This is a genomic window from Pseudomonas cannabina (assembly GCF_900100365.1).
Taxonomy (GTDB): domain Bacteria; phylum Pseudomonadota; class Gammaproteobacteria; order Pseudomonadales; family Pseudomonadaceae; genus Aquipseudomonas; species Aquipseudomonas cannabina.
The window spans coordinates 2,544,736-2,567,982 of record NZ_FNKU01000001.1 but is presented as its reverse complement, the minus strand read 5'-3'; the positions used below and the strand labels follow the sequence as shown (position 1 = coordinate 2,567,982).

5 protein-coding genes and 2 pseudogenes are annotated in these 23,247 nt (G+C 61.9%); 3 read left to right on the top strand and 4 right to left on the bottom strand.

Annotated elements, in window-relative coordinates; all coding sequences use genetic code 11:
- Positions 1-14: 14 nt before the first annotated feature.
- From BLT55_RS11975 to BLT55_RS11970, 3 genes and pseudogenes are all read left to right on the top strand, one after another.
- Positions 15-6,314: pseudogene (locus BLT55_RS11975) on the top strand (amino acid adenylation domain-containing protein); the annotation flags it as partial.
- A gap of 115 nt (positions 6,315-6,429) precedes the next feature.
- Positions 6,430-6,573, top strand: a pseudogene (locus BLT55_RS35100) (phosphopantetheine-binding protein); the annotation flags it as partial.
- Between the two features lies 1 nt (position 6,574).
- Positions 6,575-15,199, top strand: a complete 8,625-nt coding sequence (locus BLT55_RS11970; RefSeq protein WP_083379493.1) for an amino acid adenylation domain-containing protein — start codon at positions 6,575-6,577, stop codon at positions 15,197-15,199.
- A 267-nt stretch (positions 15,200-15,466) separates the two neighbouring features.
- On the opposite strand, the gene BLT55_RS11965 is transcribed toward BLT55_RS11970, so the two are convergent.
- The 4 genes from BLT55_RS11965 to pvdO form a co-directional block, all read right to left on the bottom strand.
- Positions 15,467-17,851 (bottom strand): TonB-dependent siderophore receptor, encoded by a 2,385-nt coding sequence (locus BLT55_RS11965; RefSeq protein ID WP_055000549.1) that lies wholly within the window; start codon positions 17,849-17,851, stop codon positions 15,467-15,469.
- Between the two features lie 232 nt (positions 17,852-18,083).
- Complete coding sequence (locus tag BLT55_RS11960) at positions 18,084-20,315, bottom strand: TonB-dependent siderophore receptor (RefSeq protein WP_055000548.1); 2,232 nt, start codon at positions 20,313-20,315, stop codon at positions 18,084-18,086.
- A 303-nt stretch (positions 20,316-20,618) separates the two neighbouring features.
- The gene (locus BLT55_RS11950) at positions 20,619-22,283 is read right to left on the bottom strand and encodes a cyclic peptide export ABC transporter (RefSeq protein ID WP_055000547.1); all 1,665 of its coding nucleotides are present in this window, start codon (positions 22,281-22,283) and stop codon (positions 20,619-20,621) included.
- Positions 22,284-22,347: 64 nt separating this feature from the next.
- Positions 22,348-23,226 carry a dihydropyoverdine dehydrogenase gene (gene pvdO / locus BLT55_RS11945; protein WP_055000546.1) on the bottom strand — a complete coding sequence of 293 codons (879 nt, stop codon included), beginning with the start codon at positions 23,224-23,226 and terminating at the stop codon, positions 22,348-22,350.
- Between the last annotated feature and the right edge of the window lie 21 nt (positions 23,227-23,247).

Genomic DNA, 23,247 nt, shown 5'->3' with positions numbered 1-23,247 from the left:
CAGGAGAGACCCCAGTGCAACAGTTGCTTGACTCCGTTAAATCGCTGTCCGCCCGTGAACGCAAGGCGCTGGCGATCCTGCTCAAGCGCCAGGGGGTGAATCTCTACGGGGTCACGCCGATTGCCAGACGAGAGACGCTGGCACCGTCTGCGCTCTCGTATGCGCAGCAGCGGCAATGGATCATCTGGCAACTGGAGCCGCACAGCGCGGCCTACAACATTCCACTGGCGTTGCGCCTGCATGGTGCGCTGGATGTCAAGGCGCTACGGCGCAGCATCGAACACCTGATCGAGCGCCACGAAACCCTGCGCACCACCTTCGAGCAGCAGGGTGATGAGGCGTTGCAGGTGGTGCATCCGGCGTCGCCTTTTGCGCTCAACGTTGATCAACTGGCGACTGGCGAAACGGTCGAGCGTTATGTCGATCAGGAGGTGCAACAGCCCTTCGATCTGCAACACGGGCCGCTGTTGCGGGTCAGGCTGCTCAAACTGAGCGAACAGGAGCACGTGCTGGTGCTGACCCAGCACCACATCGTCTCCGATGGCTGGTCGATGCCGATCATGGTCGACGAGCTGATGCAGTGCTATCAGGCCGCCACGCTGGGCCGAGAGGCCGAACTGGCGCCGTTGCCGATCCAGTACGCCGACTACGCGATCTGGCAGCGCAACTGGCTGGAAATGGGTGAGCAGGAACGCCAACTGGCTTACTGGACGCAGCAACTGGGCGATCAGCAGCCGATTCTGCAACTGCCCACCGATCGACCACGCCCGGCGCTGCGCAGCTACGACGGAGCGCGACTGAATGTCGAACTGGACGCCGCGCTGCTGAACAGCCTCAAGGCACTGGCGCGGCAGCAGGGCATCACCCTGTTCATGCTCTTGCTGGCGTCGTTGCAAACCTTGCTGCACCGCTACAGCGGCCAGGCCGACATACGCGTTGGCGTGCCTGTCGCCAACCGCACCCGCAGCGAAACCCAAGGGCTGATCGGCTTCTTCGTTAACACCCAGGTGCTCAAGGCCGAGTTCGGCGCGCAGACCACTGTGACCGAGCTGCTGCAACAGATCAAACACACTGCCGTGCAGGCCCAGGCTCATCAGGACCTGCCGTTCGAACAACTGGTCGAAGCCCTGCAACCGCAGCGCGACCTGAGCCGCAGCCCGCTGTTTCAGGTGGCCTACAACCACCAAAGCGAAGGCCACAACGAGGCCCGCGAACTGGCCGGTCTGCGCCTGGACTATCAGGTGTCCGACAAGCACACCGCGCAGTTCGACCTGACCCTGGATACCTGCGAACGCCCGAACGGCTTGGCCGCTTCGTTGACCTACGCCACCGACCTGTTCGACGCCGCGACCATCGAGCGCATGGCCGGGCATTGGCGCAACCTGCTGACCGGCATGTACCGCGACGTCAACCAGCGCATCGCCGACTTGCCATTGCTGAGCGTTGAAGAGCGGCAAAATACCCTGCGCGACTGGAACCAGGATCTGGCGGTTTACCCGACTGAGCAGTGCGCCCATCAACGCATCGAAACCCAGGCAGAACGCGCCCCGCAGGCCATCGCCCTGAGCTTGGGTGCCGAGCAATTGAGCTATCAGCAGCTCAACAGCCGCGCCAACCAGTTGGCCCACAAACTGCGCAAGCAGGGCGTTGGCCCGGATGTTCGCGTGGGGCTGGCGGCTGAGCGCAGTCTGGAGATGATCGTGGGCATGCTGTCGATCCTCAAGGCCGGGGGCGCATACGTGCCACTGGACCCGGATTACCCGCAGGATCGCCTGAGCTTTCTGATGCAGGACAGCGCTATCGAGCTGTTGCTGACGCAGGCGCATTTGTTGGACCAACTGCCGATTCCTGCGCACGTTCAAACCCTGAATCTGGCGGATGCGCTGGACGGTTACAGCACCGAAAACCCGATCAACCAGACTGCGCCAGACAATCTGGCCTACGTCATCTACACCTCGGGTTCGACCGGCAAACCCAAAGGCACCTTGCTCGCTCATCACAACCTGATGCGTCTGTTTGCTGCCACGGATAACGGGTTCAAGTTCGACGAAAAAGATGTCTGGACGCTGTTCCATTCGTTCGCCTTCGACTTCTCGGTCTGGGAGATTTTTGGCGCGCTGCTGCACGGCGGCCGATTGGTAATCGTGCCTCGCGACGTGACCCGTTCGCCGGAAGATTTCCATGCGCTGCTGGTTGAGCAGCAGGTCACGGTGCTCAACCAGACGCCATCGGCGTTCAAGCAGTTGATGCGAGTGGCCTGTGATTCGCCCGTGCACATGTCGTTACAAAAAGTCATCTTCGGCGGCGAAGCGCTGGACGTTGCCAGCCTGAAGCCGTGGTTTGCACGTTTCGGCGACCAAACGCCGCAACTGATCAACATGTACGGCATCACCGAAACCACAGTGCATGTCACTTACCGGCCAATCACCGAGGCCGACACGCAAAACCCGGCCAGCCCGATTGGCGAGGCAATCCCGGACCTGTCGTGGTACGTGCTGGACGCCGATTTCAACCCGGTCGCCCAGGGTTGCAGCGGCGAACTGCACATCGGCCATGCCGGTCTGGCGCGGGGTTATCACAATCGTGCGGCGTTGACTGCCGAGCGCTTTGTACCGGACCCGTTCTCCAATGACGGCGGTCGCCTGTACCGCACCGGGGATCTGGCCCGCTATAAAACTGCGGGAGTGATCGAATACGCCGGGCGTATCGACCATCAAGTGAAAATCCGTGGTTTCCGTATCGAGCTGGGCGAAATCGAAGCGCGGCTGCAAGCGTATTCGGCTGTGCGCGAAGTGGTCGTGCTGGCTATCGAAGGGCAACTGGCGGCGTATCTGCTGCCGAACGATCCTGCTCAGGATCAGCAAACGCTGCGTGAAACCCTGAAAGTCGAGCTTCGCGCCCATCTACCGGATTACATGGTGCCGACCCATTTCATCATTCTCGACAAGCTGCCACTGACCGCCAATGGCAAGCTGGACCGCAAGGCGCTGCCCGCGCCGGATGCCAGCCAGTTGCAGGCGGTCTACATAGCGCCGCAGGGCGAGCTGGAGCAGCAACTGGCGGCGATCTGGGCCGATGTGTTGAAAATCGAGCAGGTCGGCCGCAGCGACAACTTCTTCGAACTCGGCGGCCATTCGCTGCTGGCCACGCAGGTGATCTCGCGTATTCGGCAGCAACTGGACGTCGAGCTGTCGTTACGCGACCTTTTTGAAACGCGTGATCTGGCAGCCTTTGCCCACGCGGCGGGCGCAGGGCAGGGCAATAACGCGCCACGCTTCATCAAGGCCGACCGTACTCAGCCGTTGGGCTTGTCTTACGCGCAACAGCGTCAATGGTTCCTCTGGCAGCTTGACCCTGAAAGCACGGCTTACACGATTCCTGCGGCCCTGCGCCTGCGTGGTTCGCTGGACATTGCGGCGCTGGAGCACAGCTTCAGCGCGCTGATCGCCCGTCACGAAACCCTGCGCACCACCTTCCGCCAGCAGGGCGAACAGGCGGTGCAGATTATCCATGCGCCACGCGCCTTGACCCTGACGGTCGAAACCGTGCCCGCCGGTCAGACCCTTGAAGCCTGCGTGGAGCAGGAAGTGCAGCGCCCGTTCGATCTGGAACAGGGTCCGCTGCTGCGGGTTCGTCTGTTGCACCTGGCCGCCGATGAACATGTGTTGATTCTGACTCAGCACCACATCGTCTCCGATGGCTGGTCGATGCCGATCATGGTCGATGAACTGGTGCGCCTGTACGAAGGCTACAGCCAGGGCCGCGAGGTGCTGCTCGCTGAATTGGACATGCAGTATGCCGACTACGCGCTGTGGCAACGCAGCTGGATGGACGTCGGTGAGCAGGCGCGGCAACTGGCGTACTGGAGGCAGCAACTGGGCGACCAGCAGCCGATTCTTGAGCTGCCTGCCGATCATCCGCGCCCTGTTGTGCAAAGCCATGCCGGTGCGCGATTGGCGCTGGAGCTTGCGCCCGCGTTGATCGATGACTTGAAACAGCTCGCGCGGCAACAGGGCGTCACACTGTTCATGCTGTTGCTGGCGTCGTTCCAGACTTTGCTGCATCGCCACAGCGGCCAGCCGGACATTCGTGTCGGCGTGCCGATTGCCAACCGCACCCGCGCGGAAACCGAAGGTTTGATCGGCTTTTTCGTCAACACCCAGGTGCTGCGTGCCGAGTTTGACTTGCACACAACCTTCAGCGAGCTGCTGCAACAGGTCAAACACACCGCGCTGCAAGCCCAGGCTCATCAGGAGCTGCCGTTCGAGCAACTGGTCGAAGCCTTGCAGCCACAGCGCAGCCTCAGCCACAGCCCGCTGTTTCAGGTGATGTTCAACCACCAGAGCCAGGTCAGCGCCGAGGTGCGTGCGTTGCCCGGATTGCAGGTCCAAGCGCTGATGTCCGAGAGCTACCCGGCGCAGTTCGACCTGACCCTGAACACCGCCGAACAGGACGGCGGCCTCAGCGCAGGCCTGACCTACGCCACCGCGCTGTTCGAGCGCAGCACCATTGAGCGCATGGCCGGGCACTGGCTCGCGTTGTTGCAGGCCATCTGCGCCAATGCCAGCCAGCGCATCGCTGACGTGCCGATGCTTGACGCTGCCGAACAGCAGCAGATCGTGCGTGACTGGAACGCCACGATTGCGCAATTCCCGAGCGAGCTTTGCCTGCACAGCCTGATCGAAGCCCAGGTATCGGTCACGCCTGACGCCCCGGCGCTGATTTTTGCGGCTGAACAACTGAGCTACGCGCAACTCAATGCCCGCGCCAATCAGCTTGCGCATCGCTTGCGTGAAGCGGGCGTCGGGCCGGACGTGCTGGTGGGCATCTGTGTCGAGCGCAGCCTGGAACTGGTCATCGGCCTGCTGGCGATCATCAAGGCCGGTGGCGCTTACGTGCCGCTGGACCCGGATTACCCCGAGGATCGGCTGGCGTACATGATGCAGGACAGCAAGATTGGTTTGCTGCTGACCCAAAGCGCACTGCTGGAGCGCCTGCCGGTTCAAGTGCAGAGTCTGTGCCTGGATCAGGATGGCGATTGGCTTGAAGGTTACAGCACGGCCAACCCGGTCAACCTGAGTCATCCGCAGAATCTGGCCTACGTGATTTACACCTCCGGCTCGACCGGCAAGCCCAAGGGCGCGGGCAATAGCCATCGCGCCCTGGTCAACCGTTTGCACTGGATGCAAAAGGCCTACGCGCTGGATGGCACTGACACGGTGTTGCAGAAAACCCCGTTCAGTTTCGACGTGTCGGTCTGGGAGTTCTTCTGGCCGCTCATGACTGGCGCACGTTTGGCGGTGGCGCTGCCGGGCGATCATCGCGACCCCGAGCGGTTGGTGCAGACCATTCGCCAGCATCAGGTCACGACCTTGCATTTTGTGCCGTCGATGCTGCAGGCGTTTATGACTCACCCGCAGGTAGAAAGCTGTAACAGCCTGCGCCGTGTGGTGTGCAGCGGTGAAGCACTGCCTGCCGAACTGGCTGGCCAAGTGCTCAAACGCCTGCCGCAAGCGGGCTTGTTCAATCTGTACGGCCCAACCGAAGCCGCTATCGACGTCACCCACTGGACCTGCACCACGGACGACGTACTCAGCGTGCCGATTGGTCGGCCCATCGATAACCTGAAAACCCACATCCTCGACGACGGTTTGCTGCCCGCTGCGCAAGGCGTGGCGGCAGAGCTGTACTTGGGCGGTATCGGATTGGCGCGGGGTTATCACAACCGTGCGGCGCTGACAGCCGAGCGGTTTGTGCCCGATCCGTTCGACGAGCAGGGTGGACGTTTGTATCGCACCGGCGACCTGGCGCGTTATCGCGACGAGGGCGTTATCGAATATGCCGGGCGCATCGACCATCAAGTGAAGATTCGTGGCTTGCGCATCGAACTGGGTGAAATCGAAGCCTGCCTGCTGGAGCACGACAGCGTTCAGGAAGCGGTGGTCATCGACGTTGACGGCCCGTCCGGCAAGCAACTGGCGGCGTATCTGGTGGCTGAACAGGGCAGCGATCACCTGCGTGAGGTGCTGAAAGCCCACCTCAAAGAATCTCTGCCGGATTACATGGTGCCGACGCTCTTCATCGTGCTGGACAGCATGCCGCTGACCGCCAATGGCAAGCTGGATCGCCGGGCGCTGCCCGCACCGGACGCCACTCAATTGCAGCGCCAGTACGTCGCGCCGTCCACCGAACAGGAACGGCAGATGGCGGCAATCTGGGCCGATGTGCTGAAAGTCCAGCGGGTCGGGCTGAGCGATGACTTTTTCGAGCTGGGCGGCCATTCGCTGCTGGCAACCCAACTGATTGCCAGAATCCACACCGGCCTAGGGAGGCGCTGATTTATTCGATTTTTCGTCCCTGCAACGCTCTGGAGGCCTTGATTTATCTGGGGGCAACAGCTGGGTTTTAGAATAAATCAGCGTCTCCCTAGGGATCGACATCCCGCTGCGCCTGATTTTCGAGAAACCGCAATTGAACGAATTTATTCAGGCCTTCGCCAGCAGTGGCCTGTCGCTGACCGAGGACGGCTTGTCCGATATCGAAAAAATGATGAATGAAATGGCGGGTATCTGACATGGACAAGTCTGCAGCAGAGCGTATCGCCCAGCGTTTCACCGGGTTGCCCGTCGAACAGCGTCGGCAGATCCTCGCTAAAATGCACGAGACCGGGCAGAGCTTCAAACTGCTGCCCATCGCCGTCACCCGGCACGACGCAGCACGCATTCCACTGTCCTACGCGCAGCAGCGCATGCTGTTCCTCTGGCAGATGGAACTGGACAACGCTGCTTACAACGTGCCTATGGCGGTGCGCCTCAATGGTCCGCTGGACCGCCAGGCGTTGAGCGCAGCACTGGACCAACTGGTGCTGCGCCACGAAACCCTGCGCACGCGGTTTGTTTCCGAGGACGGCGCGTTCTATCAGGAGATTCTTCAGCAGGCGACCGTCGCCCTTGAGTTTGCTTCAGTTGAACCCGGCGACATCGAAAGCCAGGTGCGTGCCGAGCTGCACAAGCCATTCGATCTGCTGAGCGGCACCTTGCTGCGCTTCAAGCTGTTTCAACTGGGCGACACCGAACACGTTTTGACCGTGTGCATGCATCACATCGTGTCCGATGGCTGGTCCGGCGAAGTGCTGATTCGCGAATGTGTGCAGCTGTATCAGGCGCAGGTGTCCGGCCAGCCCGCGCAATTGCCTGCGCTGGCGATTCAGTACGCCGACTATGCGATCTGGCAACGCGCATGGCTGGAGGCCGGGGAGGGCGAGCGACAACTGGATTACTGGAAACAGCAACTGGGCAGCGAGCATCCGTTGTTGAGCCTGCCGCTGGACCACGAGCGTCCGCTGCAGCCCAGTCAGCGCGGCGCAACTGTGCGTGTCGATCTGCCGGAACACCTGTCCGCACAACTGAAAGCCCAGGCGCGCAACAGCGGCCAGACCGTGTTCATGCTGATACTGGCGGCGCTGTCGGTGGTGCTGTCGCGCTTCAGCGGTCAGGCCGACATTCGTATCGGCGCGCCCAACGCCGGGCGCACCCGCAGCGAACTGGAAGGGCTGATCGGCTTCTTCATCAACACTCAAGTGCTGCGCGTTCAAGTGGATGAGCGACAGAGCTTTGCTGAGCTGCTGGATCAGGTGAAACAGGTCGTTACTGGTGCCCAGTCGCATCAGGAACTGCCGTTTGAGCACCTGGTGGATGCGTTGGCCCCGGAACGCAACCTGGGCCACAACCCGCTGTTCCAGTTCAAGATCAACCAGCATCTGCTGGCCGCCGAAGACAGCGGGCAGCGTGTGGCGGGCCTGACCGTCGACGCGTTTCCGATGGGCAGCAGCGATGCGCGCTTTGATCTGGCGTTCGACTTCACCGACACGCCGGGCGGCATTCGCGGCTATTTCACCTACGCCACCGACCTGTTCGAGCCACCGACCATCGAGCGCATGGCCGACGCACTGCGCGCTGTGCTGCAAGCGCTGGTCGCCGACACCGACCAGCGTCTGGCCGATCAGCCGCAAACCATTTCGTTACCAGTCGCTGAGCTGGCTGTTGATTTTGCTTGCGGCGATTTTCTCAGCCTGTGGCAACAGGGCCTGCACATCGGGCGCGGTAAGACCGCCTTGCGCGTTGGCCAGCAGGTGTTGAGCTTTGACGAACTTGAACAACGCAGCAACCAGTTCGCCCGCTACTTGCAAAGCCAGGACATCCAGCCGGGCATGACCGTTGCGCTGTGCCTGGACCGCTCGGTGGAGTGGGTGGTCAGCCTGCTGGCGGTGCTCAAACTCGGTGCTGTGTACCTGCCGCTGGACAGCGCGCAGCCCGCCGAGCGTTTGCAGCAACTGGTTCGTGACAGTGGCGCGGTGCTGCTGATTCATGCGTCCGGCGACGACAAGGCTGCGCAGCTTGGCGTATGCCCGGTGCTGGCGTTCGAGGCCGCGCTGTGGGCTGACGTCGACAGTCAGGCGCTGGATATTCAGGTCCTGCCCGAGCAACCGGCGTACATCATCTATACCTCCGGATCGACCGGGCAGCCAAAGGGCGTGGTAATCAGCCACGGCGCGCTGGCCGACTACGTGCAGGGCGTGCTTGCGCGCCTGTCGCTGGAGGACGGGGCGAGCATGGCGATGGTCTCGACGGTCGCCGCAGACCTGGGCCATACGCTGCTGTTCGGTGCCCTGGCGTCCGGTCGCCCGCTGCATTTGCTGTCCCACGAACAGGCATTCGACCCTGACGGTTTCGCCCGTTACATGGCCGAGCATCAGGTTGAAGTGTTGAAGATTGTGCCTAGCCATTTGCAGGGCTTGCTGCAAGCCGCCAACCCGGCCGACGTGCTGCCGAGCCAGTTGCTGATGCTGGGCGGCGAGGCCAGTTCCTGGGCGTTGATCGAGCAGGTCCGTGCGCTGAAACCGGGCTGCCGCATCGTCAATCACTATGGCCCGACCGAAACCACAGTCGGCATCCTCACTCATGAAGTGGCCGAGCGTCTGAGCGCCTGCCGCAGCGTGCCGGTCGGTCAGCCTCTGGCCAATGGCAAGGCGCGGGTGCTGGACGCCTACCTGAACCCGGTTGCCGAGCGTGTGGCGGGCGAGCTGTATCTGGGCGGTCGCGGATTGGCGCAGGGCTATCTGGGCCGTGTGGCGATGACCGCCGAACGTTTCGTGCCGGACCCGGACGCCGATGGTCAACGTCTGTACCGGGCAGGCGACCGAGCGCGTTGGGTGGACGGCGTGCTGGAATACCTCGGCCGTGCGGACGATCAGGTGAAAATCCGTGGTTACCGGGTCGAGCCCGGCGAAGTCGGGCAGTTGTTGCAAACCCTGGAAAACGTCGCCGAAGCCGTGGTGCTGGCCCAGCCGCTGGAGAGCGACGAAACACGCCTGCAACTGGTGGCGTACTGCGTCGCAGCGGCCGGTGCGCGCCTGAACGTTGAATCTCTGCGCGAGCAGCTGGCGGCGCGCCTGCCGGAATACCTGGTGCCCGCGCAGATCCTGCTGCTCGACAGGCTGCCACTGACCGCCAACGGCAAGCTCGACAAGCGCGCCCTGCCCAAGCCGGGCGTGGTCAAACAACGCTACACCGCACCGGTCGGTGAGATCGAGGAAAAACTCGCTGCCGTCTGGGCCGATGTGCTGAAGCTGGAGCAGGTCGGCAGCACCGACAATTTCTTTGAACTGGGTGGCGATTCGATCCTCAGTCTGCAAATCATCGCCCGCGCCAAGCGCCAGGGCATCAAGCTCAGCCCCAAGCAGTTGTTCGAGAAACAGACCATCGGCCAACTGGCTTCGGTGGCCAAACTGATCGAGAAAAAGCCCGCTGCGGCGGCAGAACAGGTCAGTGGTTCGCTGCCGTTGCTGCCGATTCAGGCGCGCTTCTTCGAACTGGACATCCCCGAGCGTCAGCACTGGAACCAGGCGCTGATGCTCAAACCCCTGCAAACGCTGGATGCAACCCCTCTTCAAGCGGCACTTACCGCGCTGATCGAACAGCACGACGCATTGCGCCTCGGGTTCACGCAGCAAGACGGCCAGTGGCAGGCCACATTCGGCGCGCTGAACACGCGTGACGTGCTGTGGACCCACGAGCTGGACAGTGTCGAACGCCTGAGCGAACTGGCTGAAGAAGCGCAACGCAGCCTGGACCTGAAAAACGGTCCGTTGCTGCGTGCGGTGCTGATCGACCTGCCGCAGGGCGAGCAGCGCTTGCTGTTGGTGATTCACCATTTGGCAGTGGACGGCGTGTCGTGGCGGGTGTTGCTGGAAGACCTGCAACAGGCGTATGTCGCCACGGCGGCAGGCAGGCCACCGTTGCTGCCGGCGAAAACCAGCTCGCTGAAAAGCTGGGCCGAGCAGTTGCAGGCCTATGCGCACAGCCCGGCGCTGGAACAGGAACTGGATTACTGGCAAGCGCAGTTGCAGGACGTCAGCGACGCTTTGCCGTGCGATCATCCACACGGCGGCCAGCAGCAGAAACACGCGCTGTCGGTGGTCACGCAATTGAATGGCGAACTGACCCGGCAACTGCTGCAAGATGCGCCAGCGGCCTATCGCACGCAGATCAACGACCTGCTGCTGACCGCGCTGGCGCGGGTGGTCAGCCGCTGGACTGCGCAGCCGCACGCGCTGATTCGTCTGGAAGGGCATGGCCGCGAAGACCTGTTCGACGCGCTGGACATCACCCGCACGGTCGGCTGGTTCAGCAACCTGTACCCGGTCAGGCTCACCCCGCAGGCCACGCTGGCCGATTCGATCATGACCATCAAGGAACAGCTGCGCGCAGTGCCTGACAAGGGCATTGGTTACGGCGCGCTGCGCTATCTGGGCAGCGAATCGGCGCGGCAGACTTTGCAAGCGTTGCCGCAGGGCAGCATCGTGTTCAACTACCTGGGCCAGTTCGACGGCAGCTTTGACGCACAGGGCGCGCTGTTCACGCCTTCGACCGACAGCAGCGGCGCGTCGCAGAGTGCCGATGCGCCACTGGCTGCGCCGCTCAGCATCAATGGTCAGGTGTATGGCGGCGAATTGCGCCTGAGCTGGACCTTCAGCGGTGCGGTATTTGAACGTGACACCGTGCAGCGACTGGCCGACGAATACGCGTTTGAACTGCAACAATTAATTGCCCATTGCACCACCGAAGGCGTGGCTGGCGTGACCCCGTCGGACTTCCCGCTGGCGCGCCTTACCCAGTCGCAGCTAAGCCGTTTGCCGATGCCTGCGGCGCAGATCGAAGACATCTACCCGCTGGCGCCGATGCAGCAGGGCATGCTGTTTCACACCCTGTTCGAGCAGGAAGCAGGCAATTACATCAACCAGATGCGCGTCGAGGTCAGCGGCCTGGACGTGCCGCGTTTCCGCGCCGCCTGGCAGGCCACACTGGGTGCCCACGAAGTGCTGCGCAGCGGGTTTGTCAGCCATCTTGAGCAGTCGCTGCAAGTGGTGTTGCGCGATGTCAGCATGCCGTTTGTCGAACTGGATGCCCGTGCGCAATCAGGCGAATGGATAGACGATTGGGCGAATGCGGACCGCCAGCAGGGCTTCGATCTGGCCCAAGGGCCGTTGCTGCGCCTAGCTGTGCTGCGAACCGGCGAGCAGAGGCATCAACTGATTTACACCAGCCATCACATCCTCATGGACGGCTGGAGCAGCTCGCGCTTGCTGGGCGAAGTGCTGCAACGCTACAGCGGCCAGACGCTGCCGAGACAAGTCAGCCGTTATCGCGATTACATCGAATGGCTGCAACGTCAGGATGCTGCGCTCAGCGAGCGCTTCTGGACCGGCCAACTGGCCGGGCTGGACGAGCCGACCCGGCTGGTTCAGGCGTTCAAAGCGCCCGAGAACGGGCAGGGGCATGGCGATTACTTGCAACTGATCGACGCCGACAGCACCCGCCAGTTGAGCGAGTTCGCCCGTGAGCAGCGCGTCACCCTCAACACGCTGGTGCAGTCGGCCTGGCTGCTGGTGCTGCAACGCTACACCGGCCAATCCAGCGTGACCTTCGGCGCAACCGTGGCCGGGCGCCCGGCTGAACTGCCGGGCGTCGAAGAGCAACTGGGGTTGTTCATCAATACCTTGCCGGTCATCGCCAGCCCGCGCCCGGAACAGCGGGTGGCGGACTGGGTGCAGCAAGTGCAGGCGAAGAACATCGCCCTGCGCGAGTATGAACACACGCCGCTGTACGACATTCAGCGTTGGGCACGCAGTGCTGGCGAGGCGTTGTTCGACACCATTCTGGTGTTCGAAAACTACCCGGTGTCCGAGGCATTACAGCAGTCTGCGCCGCAGGGGCTGGTGTTTGGCGGCCTGCACACGCAGGAGCAGACTCATTACCCGCTGACGTTGGTGGTCAACCTGGGCGAAACGTTGTCGATGCGTTTCAGCTATGCCCGCCAGCATTTCAGCGAGCAACACATGGCGCAGTTGTCGGCGCATCTGCGGCAGGTTTTGCAAGCGTTGGTGCGTGATCCGCAGGCGGCGATTGGCGAGCTGGCGTTGTTGGATGATCATCAACAGCAGCAGATTGTCCACGACTGGAACGCCACGACTGCCGACTTCCCGAGCGAGCAATGCCTGCACAGCCTGATCGAAGCCCAGGTGCTGGTCACACCAGACGCCCCGGCGCTGATTTTTGCGGCTGAACAACTGAGCTACGCGCAACTCAATGCCCGCGCCAACCAGCTCGCCCACCGCTTGCGTGAAGCGGGCGTCGGGCCGGACGTGCTGGTGGGGATTTGTGTCGAGCGCAGCCTGGAACTGGTGATCGGTTTGCTGGCGATCATCAAGGCCGGTGGCGCCTATGTGCCGCTGGACCCGGATTACCCCGAGGATCGGCTGGCGTACATGATGCAGGACAGCGGGATTGGTTTGCTGCTGACCCAAAGCGCACTGCTGGAGCGCCTGCCGGTTCAAGTGCAGAGTCTGTGCCTGGATCAGGACGGCGACTGGCTTGAAGGTTACAGCGCTGCCAACCCGGTCAACCTGACTCATCCGCAGAATCTGGCCTACGTGATTTACACCTCCGGCTCGACCGGCAAGCCCAAGGGCGCAGGCAACAGCCATCGCGCCCTGGTCAACCGTTTGCACTGGATGCAAAAGGCTTACGGGCTGAATGAATCCGGTACCGTTTTGCAGAAAACCCCGTTCAGTTTCGACGTGTCGGTCTGGGAGTTCTTCTGGCCGCTCATGGCTGGTGCTCGTCTGGCGGTGGCGCTGCCGGGCGACCATCGCGACCCCGAGCGGCTGGTGCAGACTATCCGCCAACATGAGGTCACGACCCTGCATTTTGTGCCGTCGATGCTGCAGGCGTTTATGACCCATCCGCAGGTGGAAAGCTGTCACAGCCTGCGTCGTGTGGTGTGCAGCGGTGAAGCATTGCCTGCCGAACTCGCCAGTCAGGTGCTCAAGCGTCTGCCGCAGGCCGGTTTGTTCAACCTGTACGGCCCGACCGAAGCCGCGATTGACGTCACTCACTGGACGTGTTCCACGGACGACGTACTCAGCGTGCCGATTGGTCGGCCCATCGATAACCTGAAAACCCACATTTTTGACGACGGCCTGCTGCCCGCTGCGCAAGGTGTGGCGGCAGAGTTGTACCTGGGTGGCGTCGGGCTGGCGCGGGGTTATCACAACCGTGCGGCGCTGACAGCCGAGCGCTTCGTGCCCGATCCGTTTGACGAGCAGGGTGGCGGACGGCTTTATCGCACCGGCGACCTGGCACGTTATCGTGATGCAGGCGTTATCGAATACGCGGGGCGCATCGATCATCAGGTGAAGATTCGTGGCCTGCGCATCGAGCTGGGCGAAATCGAAGCGCGTCTGCATGAGCATGCCGGTGTGCGCGAAGCCAATGTGATCGATATCGATGGGCCGTCCGGCAAACAGCTTGTGGCGTATCTGGTGCCGACCGATGCAGGTCAAGAGCCGGATGTTCTGCGCGAAGCCTTGAAGAGGCACCTCAAGGCTCACGTGCCGGACTATATGGTGCCAACCTGGTTTGTCTTCATTGATGCGATGCCGCTGACCGCCAACGGCAAGCTGGATCGCCGCGCACTGCCGAAACCGGATGTCAGCCAGTCGCAGCAGGGTTACGTCGCACCGCGTACGGAATTCGAGCAGCGTCTGGCGGCGCTGTGGCAGCAGGTGTTGCAGGTCGAGCGGGTAGGGCTGAACGACAACTTCTTCGCGCTGGGCGGTCATTCGCTGCTGGCGGTTTCGCTGGCGGGGAGGATTCGCGAGACGTTCGAGATCTCCATCAAGCTGCATGATTTCCTGCTGATGCAGACCCTCGGCGAACTGGCTGATTTCATGCGTGCCGATGAGGCTAAAGTCAAATCAGCCGTCATCGCCATGAACGCCAATCAATCGGACGCTGCGCCGCTGTTTTGCCTGCCACCGGGGGGCGGCGGGACGTACTCGTATTACCCGCTGGCGGGCCAATTGAGCGACCGCCGACCGGTTTACGGGCTGGTCAACAAGGCCTACGTGGTGCCGGGCTGGTTCGATACGTCCTGGCAGGAAATGGTCGATTATTACGTCGAGCAGATCCGCGCGACACAGCCGCACGGGCCTTACAATTTGCTGGGCTGGTCAATGGGCGGCGCGCTGGCCATCGAGGTGGCGCATGTGCTGGAGCGTGACGGCAATACGGTGAGTTTCCTCGGACTGGTGGACACCCAACTGCCTACGTCGCTGGGCATGGAATGGGTCGAGGAAGCGCCTGAAGTCACCACACAGAAACAGGGCGAAAATTACTACCGCAGCCTGATCAAAAGCTTGCAGGCGTTTGTGCCGGGCTTGCAGGAGGCGTCGATTGTCGGCCTGATCGAAACCGCCCGGCAGTCGGTGTCCAGCGAGGGTGAGGTGATTGACTGGGTGGTCGACAAGGTTGCACAGCAAGCCGGAATGAACACCGACAGCCTGCGCAGCGTCTTCCAGGACATCGCTGTGCAGGATGAGATCGAAACCGGTTACAAACTGCTGGAAGCCAACGCGCAGCTGAGCCAGGCGTTCACCCTGAAAAAGCTCAACGTACAGGCCGATTGCTGGTGGGCCGGGCAGAGCCGAGCGCCAGGGCAGATTGCCAGGGCTGAAACGGTGCTGCTTGAACAATGCTCGGTGAACGGACTGCGCAGCTCGACAACGGTTGATCAGCGGCACGACAACGTGGTGCTCGCGGAAGCGTTTCTGCAGGGGCTTGCCGAACGGCTTGTGTGACGCAGAGCGTCACGAACGGCACTCCCACCTGTAGAAGCGGATCGGGCGACACTTCGCTTTTGTTGGGTCTGCCGGGAAACGGCAGTAAATAGAGGGGCATACCGGCCCCCGTGGGAGCGGACTTGTCCGCGAAAGGGCTTAGGCATTCTCCGAAAATATATCGTCTGAACTGCCGCCTTCGCGGATAAGCGAAGCGTCGCCCGGTCCGCTCCCACTAGGAGACATGCTGTTCTGGACGCTCTGCGTCCGGTCTTGATCGCCAGTCTGCTAAAAATCCCCGCGCAACGTCAGGACGTAGTTGCGCGGGTCGCCGTAGTAGTTGCCGCGGTCGATGTCGCCGGTGGCCTTGTAGTATTTGCGATCCAGCAGGTTGTTGCCGTTGAGCGCCACCGACCAGTGTTCGTCGATTTTCCACGAGGCCCGCGCGTCCCAGATGGCGCGGCCGGGGTTGTCGATAGGCTGAGTCGACGCGTGTGCCGAGTAGCCGCTTTGCGCCGAGACACCGCCACCGACAGTCAGGCTACGCCAGCTGCCGGGCAGGATGTAGCTGCTGGACAGGCGCACCATGTGCCGGGGTGTTTCTGCTGAAATCGATTGCCCGTCGCTGCCACGCGTAAGGTTGAAGGTGTAACCGGCCAGGGTCTGTAACCCAGGCAGTGGTTCACCGCTGATTGCCATGTCGAAACCCTTGCTGCGCCGGATGTCACCATTGAGGTAGCACGTGCCGTAAGCGTCGTTGCTCAGGCACTGCCCCGCATGGGCTTCGTCCTCGACTGCCACGTCTTTCTGTTTCACATAGAACAGCGCAAAAGACACGTTCAGGCGCTTGTCGAACAGTTCGCCCTTGATACCGGTTTCATGGCTGGCACCGATGGCCGGGTCGAGTAGCGCGCCGGATGCGGTTCGATAACCGCTCTGTGGCAGAAAGATATCGGTGTAGCTGGCGTACCACGACCAGTCGCGGTCCAGGTCGTAGATCACCCCCACGAACGGCGTAACCTGATTGTCCTCCTGGGCGCGAGCGGTCACGCCTGCGGACTGGCTCTGATAGTCATACCAGCTGACTCGCCCGCCCATGACCAGGCTCAACGACTCGGTCAGGCTCAGGCGCAGGTTGCTGTAAACGCCATAACGCTTGTCGCTGTAGTCGGTACTGCGCCAGGCCGGGCGCGCAGGTTCGGCAATCGCGTTGTGGTCCGGGTTGAAGATGTCCAGCGGCTGATTGGCGTTGACGGTGGCATAGCGCGAATCACGATTTTGCTCGGACCAATTGCCACCGACCGTTAACTGGTGGGTCAGGCCGAAGGCGTCGAAACGACCGTCCAGATGGCTGTCAAAACCGTCGCTTTGCAGTGTGTCCGAGCGAAACAGGGTTTTGACCAGTCGCGAACCGCTCTGCGTTGCAGGGTCGATGGCGCCTTGTGCATAGGCGACTTTCTGGTCGAACGCGCCCTCGGAGTGGGTCGCCGACAGTGTGCCGCTCCAGTTCTCGTCAAAATGCGTTTCCAGCTCGCTGAACACTTCGTCGGTCCGCGTCTGGTGGCGATTCCAGTCCTGGGCCAGCGAGGTCGAACGCGACAGATCGACAGCCCTGCCGTTGCTGTAGCGGGGCAGGCCGAAAATCGAAAAGCCATGAATGTCCGCACTCTGATGGCGCAAGCCCAGGGTCAGTGTGGTGTCTTCGCTCAGGTCGGTTTGCAGAATGCCGTACAGCAGCGGCGCGGTTTTTTGCAGCCCGTCGATGAAAGAGCCACGGTCTTCGTAAGAGGTTACAAAGCGCCCGCGCACGCTGCCCGACTCGTTGAGTTTACTGCTGCCGTCCAGGTCGACACGGTACTGGTCCCAACTCCCGGCGCGGGTTGTGATCGACAGCTGCGGTATTGCGGTCGGCCGCTTGCGCACCAGATTCACTGCGCCACCGGGGTTGCCCGCACCGATCAGCAGCCCGGCAGCGCCGCGCAGCACTTCGACGCGGTCGTAGATTTCCATGTCCGGGGTCATCCAGCCGGCCACGCCATCGATGGTGTAGCTCTCGTCCTCCAGCGCAAAGCCGCGTGAGCTGAACACATGAGAGCCGAAATTGCGTTGTGAAAAGGTAATGCCTGGCGTTTGCGCCATCACCTCGTCGAGACCGGTGAGGTTCTTGTCGTTCATTAACTGGCGGGTCACGACGGTGATCGACTGCGCGGTATCGCGCAACGATTGTGCGGTCTTGTTGATGCTGATTCCGGTGGCCGCATACGAACCGCTGCCCTCGCTGGTGATGCCGAAATGGTCGCCTTTGATCGCCACCGGCCCCAGGCTCATGGGCTGCGCAGAAGCGGCGGCACCGAGAATCAGGGTGTTGGCCTCGAAACTGTGCGCCACACCGGCTTTTTCCAGCAGATCCGTGACCGCCTGTTCAGGCGTCAACTTGCCGTGCACCGCACTGCCGAGCTTGCCGCTCACATCGTCGGGGTTGTAAAGAATTTGCAGATCGCCTTGCCGCCCCAGTTCCTTGAGGGCGCTGTTCAGGGCCTGTGCGGGAATGTCGAACTCGAACTCTTCAGCCAGCGCCTCGCCCTGAAAAGCCAATGCCAGCACCAGCCCGCCCAGACGCAAGACACACGTTTTCACGCGTCCTGTGCGCAGACGGTTGGAGGGTGTTGGCATGGGAGGGATGGCTCGTTGAAATCGAGGGTGCAGGATAATGTATTTGCGGGTGATTGTTGGTATGCAGATGTTTGCTCGTTATACAAAAAATCTGTGGGAGCGAGCTTGCTCGCGAATAGTCCGGTGCAGCCCCGGGAACCAGGGTATTTGAACCATTGCTTTCGCGAGCAAGCTCGCTCCCACGGGGGGTTCCATCACGGCCTTCGGCCAGAATCAAAAGCCTGGACTCAGATCAGAAATCACCCCGCAAGGTCAGGACATAACTGCGCGGTTCGCCGTAGACGTTGGAGCGGTCGGTGGCGATCGAGGTGGTGTAGTACTTGCGGTCGAAGAGGTTTTCGGCGTTGAGCGACACCTTCCAGTTCTCATCCAGTTTCCACGAGGCCCGCGCATCCCAGATGGCCTTGCCGGCGACGCCCAGCTGTTTGTTGGACGGCACTTCGTAGCCCGAATCCGCCGACACGCCGGTGCCCAGGGTCAGGCGGTTCCAGGCGCCCGGCAGGTTGTAGCTGGTGTTGAGGCGCAGCATGTGTTTCGGCGTTTCATAGGTAACATCCGAGTCACCGTTGTTGCGCAGCATGTTGTAGGTATAGCCGCCGAACACTTGCAGACCCGGCAGCACTTCGCCGCTGGCTTCGACGTCGACACCCTTGCTGCGGCTGATGCCGTCCTGCAGGTAGCAGGAGCCGTCGGAGCTGGTCGGGCAGAGCTGAGTGGTGTTTACGTCGACACCGGCCACATCCTTCTGCTTGATGTAGAACAGCGCCATCGACAGGTTCATGCGCTTGTCGAACAGTTCACCCTTGAAACCGGTTTCGTAGTTGGAGCCGATCGCCGGGTCCAGCGGCGAGCCGCCAGCGGTTACATAGTTGGCCTGCGGTGTGAAGATATCGGCATAGCTGGCGTACCACGACCAGCTGTCGTTGATGTCGTAGATAACGCCCGCAAACGGGGTGAATTCCTGGGTCTGCGTGGACTCGTAACTGGTTGCCGCTCCGGTCTTGACGTCGTACTTGTAGTCATACCAGCTCAGACGAGTGCCCAGCACCACACTCAAGGGTTCGCTCAGGTGAATACGCGTGTTGGCGTACAGCCCCGCGCGTTCTTCGGTGGTGTCGATGTCGGTGGTCCAGGCCGGACGCGCAGGTTTGGCGAAAGCGTTCTGGTTGACGTCGAAGATATTGATTGGCGACCGGGTCCGCGCAGTAGCCTGATGCGAGTTGGCCTCCTGTCTTGACCAGTCAGCGCCGAGTGTTACCTGATGCTCCAGGCCAAAGGCGTTGAAATTACCTTCCAACTGGCTATTGAGACCAGTGCTGTTCACTTCGTCCTTGCGGAAGAGCGTGCTCTGGAAAGTAGATCCCGCCAACGTAGCCGGATCGACCGCTCCGCGTGCATACGCAATCGTCTGATCAAACCCGCCCTGCGAATACGTCAGCGACGTCTTGCTGGTCCAGTCTTCATTGAAGCGGTGCGCGACTTCGGTGAACGCCTCGGTCATGTCGCTCTCGTGGCGGTTCCACTTCTGCGCCAGGTTGGTCGAACGCGACAGGCCCAGCGACTGGCCGTTGCTGTAGCGTGGCAGGCCGTAGATCGAGTAGCCGTTGATGACCTGCTCCTGACGACGCAGGCTCATGGTCAGGGTGGTGTCATCGCTCACGTCGGCTTCGACGATGCCGTACAGCAGCGGGGTGCGGCTGTCGCGGCCGTCGAGGTAGGAACCGCTGTCGTCATAGGCCGCGACCATGCGCCCGCGCAGGGTGCCCGAATCGTTGAGCTTGCCGCTGCCGTCCAGATCGACACGGTACTGGTCCCAGGAACCGGCACGGGTAGTGATCGAGAACTTGTTGTCGGCCGTCGGGCGTTTGCGCACCAGATTGACCGCGCCACCAGGCTGACCGGCGCCGACCAGCAGGCCGGACGCACCGCGCAGCACTTCCACGCGGTCATAAATGGCCATATCCGGCTGCATCCAGCCGGTGATCTGATAACCCTGACCGCCAATGCCGTCGATCAGGAAGCTTTCTGCCAGCAGCGAGAAGCCGCGCGAGGTGTACACGTGACCGCCAAAGTTGCGGTACTGGAAAGTGATGCCGGGCGTGTCTTCCAGCACATCGCTGAGGCTGGTGAGGTTGCTGTCGTCCATGACCTGCCGCGTCACTACGGTCACCGATTGCGGTGTTTCACGCAGCGACTGCGGCGCGCCCTTGCCAATACTCACTGCGCCGGTGGTATACGAACCGGTGCCGTCGGTGGTCGTGCCCAGGTACTGCGAATCGATCGCGGTCGGCGCCAGAGTGACCGAGCCCGTCGTGGCCGAGCCTTCGGTGGCAGCTTCCTGCGCCTGCGGGGCGACTGGCATGCAGAACGCAAGACCCATGGCCGCCATGGATGGCCGGGAACGGAACATCTGACGGAGCAGCAGCGCGTTGCTGAGCGGGGTGAGGCGTGACGGGTTGTGCATGAATTGGCTCTTTCCAGTGGGTATCGGCAAGGAGATCGGGAGCGTTGTTCGGGCCTGCGCAGTCGGGTTCAGCCGTCGACCGGGCAGGCAAGCGCAACTTATAAAGCGCCGCGCGGGGAAATGGCTGGGCACGCAGTTCGCTGTTAATGAGAACGAAAGCGATTAACGATTATTTACTGAATTTTTCACAAATCCCGAAAAAAGATGGCTCTTGGCTATCCGCTTTGGCCGCGCGTCACTTCTCCGGACAAGAAAAAGCCCCGCTCGCGGACAGGCCGGGCGGGGCGTTTCAATGTCGATGATTCAGGCTTGTGCGGTTTGGCTCTGCGCTTGCTCGACCTCAATCTGGCCCGCCTGCATGCGCACCAGTTGATCGGCGATGTAGAAGTAGCGGTCGTCGTGGGAAATGACGATGATGGTCTTGCCCTGCTGCTTCAATTCCGGCAGCAGCTCGGTGTAGAACACCCGACGGAATGCCGGGTCCTGATCAGCGGCCCACTCGTCGAAGACCAGCACCTGACGCTCGTCCAGCCAGGCATTGATGAGTGCCAGGCGCTTGCGCTGGCCGGTGGACAGGTCGGTGGTGGTAAACGCGCCGTCCTTGATGCTGACCTTGTGCGCGATGTCCAGACGCTCCAAGTATTTGCCGGCGTCTTGCGGCAATGCGGCCTCACCCTGCAGCGGCTCATCGAACAGGTAGTAATCGGCGAAGATCGTGGTGAACAACTGGCGATAATCGTCGAGATTCTCCGGAATCACAGCCTCGCCATTCAGGCGGACTTCACCCTGTTGCGGCTTGTACAGGCCCAGCAGCAGCTTGATCAGCGTGGTCTTGCCACAACCGTTCTCGCCGACGATGAACACGATATCGCCCTGTTTGATGCTCAGGTCCACCGGGCCGAGATGGAACGCGTCGCCGCCTTCGACCGGCGGGTAGTCGTAGCGCAGGTTGCGCAGTTCCAGGGTCTGCATATTGGCCAGTGAATTAGGGCGGTCGCTGACCAGCAGGTGCGGTTCGGGGCTGGAAAATTTCCACGACAGTTCGGCGATGCGGCGCATGGCGATCTGCGCGCGGCTGATGCCGGGCAGGGCGGTAATCAGACGCTCCAGTGGTCCTTTCATGTACAGCATCACCAACACGAAGCCGCCCAGCACGGTTTTCTCGGTGGTCGGCCACATGGCCTGGAAGGCGATGGCCATGCCGATCACGGCAAAGAACAGCATCGAGCCGAAGGTTTCGGCACTGACAAAGATGTTGGCGGCGCGAATGTTCGAGCGGCAGATGTTTTCGGTAGCGCCGTGGATCTTTTCGTCGAGCATGTGCTGACGGCGTTTGCGCTGAATACGCAGTTCCTTGGCACCAGCGGACAGCGCCTGATAATGCTTCTGCAGTTCGTCTTCGCTGTTACGCGCGGCCAGAATGCTGCGCATGCCGAACGCATGAGCCAGGTACTGCGCGCCGGTGCCGAGCACCACGGTGAGCACGGTCAGGGCCAGAATCTGCCACGACAACAGCGCCAGATAGGTCAGGCAGCCCAGGGTGACCGTGAACGAAATCACCATCGGCGCGACCGACAGGGCGAAAGTGCTGATGGTGTTGACGTCGTTGAGCAGCACCGGGATCAAACGGTGCGAGCGATAGCGCTCCAGTTGCTCGATGGGCGCGACCAGTACTTTGGCGGCCAGCTCGCGGCGCAGGTTGGCGACCACGCGCTGGCCGACGTAGTTGGTCGACAGGTTGGACAGCGTCGAGCAGGCCAGGGTCAGCACGCACAGCCCGGCAAACAGCCATGCGGTATAGGCATCGGGGCCGCCGGGCATGTTCAGCGCATTATTGATGGTGGCCAGCAGGCCGGTGACGCTGAGGCCACTGACGATCCCGAGCACAGTCGACAACGCCACCAGCCACCAGAACGGCTTGAGGATCCTCAGGGTTTCCCGGGCGAGGCTTTCAGTTTTGCGGGTCATGGTGGGTCTCGTCAGTGTCCGTGAGTGCGGCCTGCATGCATCACAGGCGCGCGCATGAAGTCCGTTACAGGTCGCGAGCGACCCGGAAGCCCAGCCAGTCGCCACGCACAGCGGGCTGGCGGCTGTTGCGGTTGCCGGAGCGGGAGAAAATCGGCGCTTCGGTCCAGTCGTTGCCGCGAATCATCTTCCAGGTGCAGTCACCGGCCAGCCACGCGCTGCCGTCGGTGGGTGCGCCGTTGTAGTTGCTGGTCTCGCAATCGGCAGTCCATTCGTAGACGTTGCCGTGGGCGTCGTAGATGCCGAAATCGTTCGGGCTGTAACTGCCTGCCGGCGCGGTGTAGCTGAAACCGTCTTCCGGGCCGTAGGTGTTGGCGTGTTTGGCGATGCTGTAGGGCTTGCCTTCGTCCATCGGGAACGGGAACGAGCCTTTGCTGCCGCCGCGTGCCGCGTATTCCCGCTGGGCTTCGCTGACCATGTGGTAAGGCTTGCCGGTCTTCTTCGACAGCCATTCGACATACGCGTTGGCCTCGTTCCAGTCCATGCACACCGCTGGCTGGCGCGCGGTCAGCGGGTAGCGTGGCTTGCCGGCCCTGCACTCGCGGCCTGGCCGGGTGTCACCGTCGGGCGTTTTGTAACCGGAGCTTTTGATATAGGCGTCCCATTCGCCAGCCAATACCTGAAAGCGGCTGATGGCGAACGGCTTGGCGAAGGTCACGTCATGCAGTGGGCCTTCGTCCGGCTGGCGGCCCATTTCTTCCTCGGGCGCGCCCATGGTGAAGGTGCCCGCAGGCAGCACGACCATTTCCGGGCAATCCTTGCAGTCCTTGAATGTCTTACCGGGCGCGGGCACCGGCGCGGGCACCGAAACGGGCGCAGCGGCGAGGGCGGTGCCGCCCAGCAACAGGCCGAGCACGGCGGATAGGGACAGCAGTGTTTTTTTCATGACGGGTCTCGCTAGCAGTAA